The sequence below is a fragment of the Chrysanthemum yellows phytoplasma genome, from assembly GCF_000803325.1.
GTDB classification, from domain to species: Bacteria; Bacillota_I; Bacilli_A; order Acholeplasmatales; family Acholeplasmataceae; genus Phytoplasma; species Phytoplasma asteris.
On the sequence record NZ_JSWH01000006.1, the window covers coordinates 1 to 3,535 of the forward strand.

The 3,535-nt window shown below is 25.3% G+C and carries 3 protein-coding genes; all 3 read right to left on the reverse strand.

Annotated features, from left to right (window positions below):
• The coding region (locus OL66_RS00030) for a substrate-binding periplasmic protein (protein WP_156956331.1) at positions 1–682 on the reverse strand (682 nt) is incomplete at its 3' end.
• Between the two features lie 707 nt (positions 683–1,389).
• Entirely contained in the window at positions 1,390–1,899 is a 510-nt protein-coding gene (locus OL66_RS04195) for an ABC transporter permease subunit (protein ID WP_274518113.1), read from the reverse strand.
• A gap of 69 nt (positions 1,900–1,968) precedes the next feature.
• On the reverse strand, positions 1,969–3,189 hold the full coding sequence (locus OL66_RS03565) for a substrate-binding periplasmic protein (RefSeq protein ID WP_238568755.1): 1,221 nt from the start codon (positions 3,187–3,189) through the stop codon (positions 1,969–1,971).
• Positions 3,190–3,535 lie beyond the last annotated feature (346 nt).

A 3,535-nucleotide genomic window follows, 5' to 3' on the forward strand; every position in this document is an offset into this window, starting at 1 on the left:
CTACAAAAACCCCTTGAGGGCAAGCAGAATGACTTAAATTTTTGGAATTCATGTTAAAAAAAGCTAAATTATTATCTGAGGCACAAGCCCATCTAGCCATAAAACTATCTATTACAAAAATATCGGATTTCTTTTGTGAAACATCCTGAAAGCATGCAGGAGGACTACTTAATTCGTTGTTTTTTTTAACAAGTGGCTGTGATTCTTGCATATTTGTTTGCGCTACTATTTTTTTAATTACTGGGATTGCAGCAGTATTTTGGAATGTTACAAATTGAATTGGTTCGTTTGGAGTTGCTATTTTTTTTAATTCATCGCAAAAACCTTCAAAATTTATTTCTTCTTTTTGGATTAAACCTTCAAATCTTTTGTCATTCCTTCTTACTATCATGCTAGTTTGGGCTTGGATATAAGCCTTAGAATGATCAAGTTTTTTGCTTCTTTCTTCTGTAATGCTCATGCATGTAATTGCTACATCAATTTTTTCTTGGTTTAAAGCAGCTAAAACTCCTTCAAAATCTAAAACATTGATTTCTAATTCCAAATTTAGTTTATCAGCTATTTTTTTGATTAAACTTATCTCAAACCCTGCTATATTTTCTTTATTTTTGGCTTTCAAAGAATCTGATGTACGATTTAATAACCCAAAAACATTAGGAGCAGAATCGTTAGTTGTTGCCACTATTAATTTGGGTTTGGATGATTTTTTTGCTTGGTGAATGTTAATTCCAAAAACTTGGAAATGCAACCAAATTAGAATTATAAAACTAATTAATAATGTAGAAATTTTAAATATCTTTATATTTTTTTTACTTTTGAAAACGTTTTTAAAAAAATTTGATAAAACATTGAAAAAAATACCGTTTTGTATTCATTTTTTTTTACATCCTTTTTTACTGTTAATTTTGATAATTAAATAAATTAAATGATAAAAGTTAATTGTAATAAATAAAAAATGATAAAAAATAAAAAATGATAGTAATGATAGTTTTAGTCTGTTTTTTATAATAATTTTTTGATTGTTTTGTTCTTTTTTGGATTGTATTTGTCTTTTTTGTGTCTTTGTTTCTTTGGTTTTCTTTTTTAAATATTTTGCTATTTATATATGCTAAAATTGATATAAGTATTTAGTCTTGTATCTAACATTAACGTCCATCGTTATCTCCTAATATAATTAAAATTTGAGTTGTAAACAATAATAAAAGCAATAAAGTTGATACAAATATGTAGTTTTATATTTGAAATTAACATTCATTGCTTTTATCTCCTGACGTTTTTGATATTTGGAATATTTATTTGGGAAAAATTAAATATTTACACTTATTTTTATTATACACAAAAATAGCTAAAAATCGTATAAAAAAAAGACCACATTATTAATGGTCTTTCTTATAGTGTTGATTTTTTAAATATTTCATTATGCTTTTGGTTGTAATAATTTAATTTTTTTTCTAATAATTTGTTTGATAAATTAGTAATGCTGATAATGATTAAGTAAAAACAAGATATTGTAACAAAAGGTAGAATCGGATTAAAGGTAGAGCCCATATTGCTTTGTGCTTGCCAAGAAAGTTCGGCAACTCCTATAATGGCAAAAAAATAACTATCCTTAATGTTGGTAATTAATTGTTGCATAATAAAAGGCACTGATCTTTTTAAGGCTTGGGGGCAAGTAATATAGATAAAAACTTGTTTTGAATTCATTCCTAAAGAAAGGGCAGCTTCAATTTGTCCTTTATCCAAAAATTTGATATTTTGCATCAAAATCATCGTAATTCTTGCTAAAGAATTAAGGATTAAAACTATAAGTCCTACACTAAAAGGAGTAATTTCAAAAATATCTTTACATATATAGCCAACTCCATAATAAATAAGCATTGCTTGGGCGGCTATAGGAATACCTTTAAAATGATGAAAAAAATATCTATCAAATGAATAAAACTATTATTTATATGAAATATTATTGGATTATTGGCTTTGGTGTTTTTTCATTAAAGTATACAAAGAAGCTAATAAAAAACCTACAATAAGGCTATCAAGTGCAAGGACTAAAGTAATTTGGAGTCCTTTTAGATAAGAGGGTAGAGTTTTTTTGATTTGATAATAAGTACCTTGTTTTTGGAAATATTTTTTGTTTTGGGTAAAGATTTTTTCTAATCTTTGTTTAGTGTTTTCTTTTATTTCTTTTATTTTTTGTTCTATTTTTTCTTTATCTTCTTCTGTATTGGGGTTTTTTGCATCTTCATTTAATTCATTAAGTTGTTTTTTTAAATCTATGATGTCTTGGAATTTGCCTTTATCATCTTTTTTAACTAAATTCAATTTTACCAACGATTCATTTATGCTTTTTTGTAAATTTGGTATTCTTCTATCTTCATCATTTTTTTCTTCTTTGGGGAAAAATATTCCCAAACCTTGAGGACAAGCGGAATTTTCTAAGTTATTTGAAGTCATATAAAAATAATCTAGATCATCATTTATTTTACAAGCTACCATCGCCAAATAACTATCTATAATGAAAATATCAGATTTTTTTAATTTAATATTTTGAAAACATGCAGTATGACTATCTAATTCATTGTCTTTTTTGATGCGTATTATTTGGTCTTCATTAACTTGTTTTTGTATTTTGTCAATTATGGGGATAGCAGTAGTATTTTGAAATGTTATAAATGAAATGGGTTTTTCTCTTCCTAAATCTTTTAATTTGTCACAAAATGAGTCATAATCTATTTCTTTAGTTTTTCTTAAATCATCAAATCTTTTGTCGCTTTTTCTTACTACCATGCTTGTTTCTGTCTGTGTATAAGCTTTAGAAACGTCAAGAGTTTTTGCCCTTTCTTCTGTAATGCTCATAGAAGTAATTGATAAATCAATTTTATTTTGATTTAAAGCGCCTAAAATACCTTTAAAATCAAAGACATAGATTTCTAATTTCAGTTCTAAATTTTCTGCTATTTCTTTGATTAAATCAATATCGAAACCTGCTACGTATTCACCAGTGTTTTGAGATTTGATAGTATCTTTGTGAGTTTCTAAAACTTTAAAAACATTAGGAGCAACATTATTCATTACTCCAACTTTTAAAATGCTTTCGTCTTTGTTGTTTGTAGTTGTTTTTTCTGAAATGTTTGATTCTGATTGTCTTTGTTCTTGATTTATCTTTTCTTTTTTAAACCAACCAAACACTTCACAATGCGACCAGAATATAATTACAATACCAATTAATAATGTAGAAATTTTTAATATTTCAATATTTTTTTTATTTTTGCAAAGATTTGAAAAAACCGTTTTATATAAATCACTTTATTTGATTCCTTTTTTATTTTGGGATTTTAGTTTGGAATAATTCAAAAAATAAATAATGAATTAAAGTTTTTCCTTCCTTATCATATTATTTTTGTGATGTTATTTTTGGTTTTCTAAGAATAATAAAAAATGATAATGTTTAATTAATGTTTTGGGGTAAAAAAATTATAAGTTTTTTAGTTTTGATAGTGTTTAAATGATGATTAAATGTTTTTTTGCATAACAA